Origin of the sequence: Synechococcus sp. BA-120 BA3, assembly GCF_034931285.1 — a bacterium.
Classification (GTDB): domain Bacteria; phylum Cyanobacteriota; class Cyanobacteriia; order PCC-6307; family Cyanobiaceae; genus Cyanobium.
Map to the genome: position 1 here is coordinate 1 of NZ_JAYGHZ010000431.1, position 2,083 is coordinate 2,083.

Genomic DNA, 2,083 nt, shown 5'->3' on the forward strand with positions numbered 1-2,083 from the left:
GGCCCGGAGTCGCCGGGCGGCGGGCCAGTCGGCGGCGGCGGCCTCGAGGCTGGCGAGGTCGGCGAAGGCCTGGATCGCCTCGGCCCCGTTCTCCAGGGCCCAGGCGATCGTGGTGGTGGCCCGCAGCACGTCGATGACCACGGCGGCGTCCGGGCCGTCCTCTTCGGGGGGCAGCAGGGGAGGAACGGCTTCGGAGGTGTGGAAATAGGAGAGCAGCACGGAACGCGATCGTCACGGGGGTGCGTCACAGTAGGCAGCAGCTCGACGGCGCAGGACGACGTGGCGGGGGTGGTGGCAGACGGGATCGGCAAAGCCCTGGGGCGGCAGCGGAACCTGCGGGATTTCATGGCCCTGCTCGACAGGCGCGGCCAGCTGCGGCGCATCACGGCGCCGGTGGATCCGGACCTCGAACTGGCCGCGATCGCCGACCGGGTGCTGGCCATGGGTGGGCCGGCCCTGCTGTTCGAGAACGTGATCGGCTCCCCCATGCCGGTGGCGGTGAACCTGATGGGCACCGTGGAACGGGTGCTCTGGAGCATGGGCATGGAGCGGCCCGAGGAGCTTGAGGCCCTCGGGGAGAAGCTGGCCCTGCTGCAGCAGCCCCGGCCCCCCAAGGGCCTCAAGGAGGTGATGAAGTTCGGCGGGGTGTTCTGGGACCTGGTGCGGGCCCGCCCCGACCTCGACCTCACCCCCCCCTGCCACCAGCAGGTGCTGCGCGGCGACGAGGTGAACCTGGAACGCCTGCCGCTGCTGCGGCCCTGGCCGGGGGATGCGGGCGGGGTGATCACCCTGGGGCTGGTGATCACCAAGGACCCGGAAACCGGAGTCCCGAACGTCGGCGTCTACCGGCTGCAGCGCCAGTCGATCAACACGGCCACCGTCCACTGGCTGAGCGTGCGGGGCGGGGCCCGGCACCTGCGCAAGGCGGCGGCGCTGGGGCGCAAGCTGGAGGTGGCGGTGGCCATCGGCGTCCATCCGCTGCTGGTGATGGCGGCGGCCACACCGATCCCGGTGCAGCTGAGCGAATGGCTGTTCGCCGGCCTCTACGCCGGTGAGGGGGTGCGGCTGGCCCGCTGCAAGACCCTGGATCTGGAGGTGCCCTCCCACAGCGAGGTGGTGCTCGAGGGCACGATCACGCCCGGGGAGGTGCTGCCGGACGGCCCTTGCGGCGACCACATGGGTTTCTACGGCGGCGAGGAGGACTCGCCCCTGGTGCGCTTCCACTGCGTCACCCAGCGCCGTGACCCCATCTTCCTGACCACCTTCAGCGGCCGTCCGCCGAAGGAGGAGGCGATGCTGGCGATCGCCCTGAACCGGATCTACACGCCGATCCTGCGCCAGCAGATCCCGGAGATCGTCGATTTCTTCCTGCCCATGGAGGGCCTCAGCTACAAGCTGGCGGTGATCGCCATCGACAAGGCCTACCCGGGCCAGGCCAAACGGGCGGCCATGGCCTTCTGGAGCGCCCTGCCCCAGTTCACCTACACCAAGTTCGTCGTGGTGGTGGACAAGTCGATCGCGATCCGCGACCCGCGCCAGGTGATCTGGGCGATCAGCGCCCAGGTCGATCCCCAGCGGGACCTGTTCGTGCTGGAGGACACCCCCTTCGACTCGCTCGACTTCGCCAGCGAGCGGCTGGGGCTGGGCGGCCGGCTGGCGATTGATGCCACCACCAAGATCGGCCCGGAGAAACGCCACGACTGGGGCCAGGCCCTGGGCCGGGATGCCGCCCTGGAGGCCCGGGTGGATGGCCGCTGGAGCGAGCTGGGCCTGGACGATCTGGGCCGCGGCGAGCCCGATCCCGCCCTGTTCGGCTACACCCTGGAGCACGTCCTGGAGCGCCTGGCGGCCGGCCGCTGATGCTGCGCCGCAGCGGCATCTACGCCCTCAAGGCCCTGCTGGAGCTGGCCCTCGATCCGCCGCGCTGGCAGTCTGTGAGCGCCCTGGCCGAAGCCCAGGACCTGCCCGGCCCGATGCTGGAGCAGCTGATGCTCAAGCTGCGTCGGGCCGCCCTGGTGGAGGCCCGCCGGGGCCGTCAGGGGGGCTACCGGCTGCGGCGTCCGCCCGCCGAGGTGCCCCTGGC

3 protein-coding genes are annotated in these 2,083 nt (G+C 71.6%); 2 read left to right on the plus strand and 1 reads right to left on the minus strand.

What is annotated here, in order from left to right:
- A partial coding sequence (locus VB737_RS16445; RefSeq protein ID WP_500314542.1) for a 2-phosphosulfolactate phosphatase occupies positions 1-219 on the minus strand: 219 nt, incomplete at its 3' end.
- 126 nt (positions 220-345) lie between these two features.
- Here VB737_RS16445 and VB737_RS16450 point away from each other — a divergent pair.
- Positions 346-1,860, plus strand: a complete 1,515-nt coding sequence (locus VB737_RS16450) for a UbiD family decarboxylase (RefSeq protein WP_500314545.1) — start codon at positions 346-348, stop codon at positions 1,858-1,860.
- On the plus strand, positions 1,860-2,083 hold a 224-nt coding region (locus VB737_RS16455; protein WP_500314544.1), incomplete at its 3' end, for an RrF2 family transcriptional regulator. The genes VB737_RS16450 and VB737_RS16455, both read left to right, overlap by 1 nt.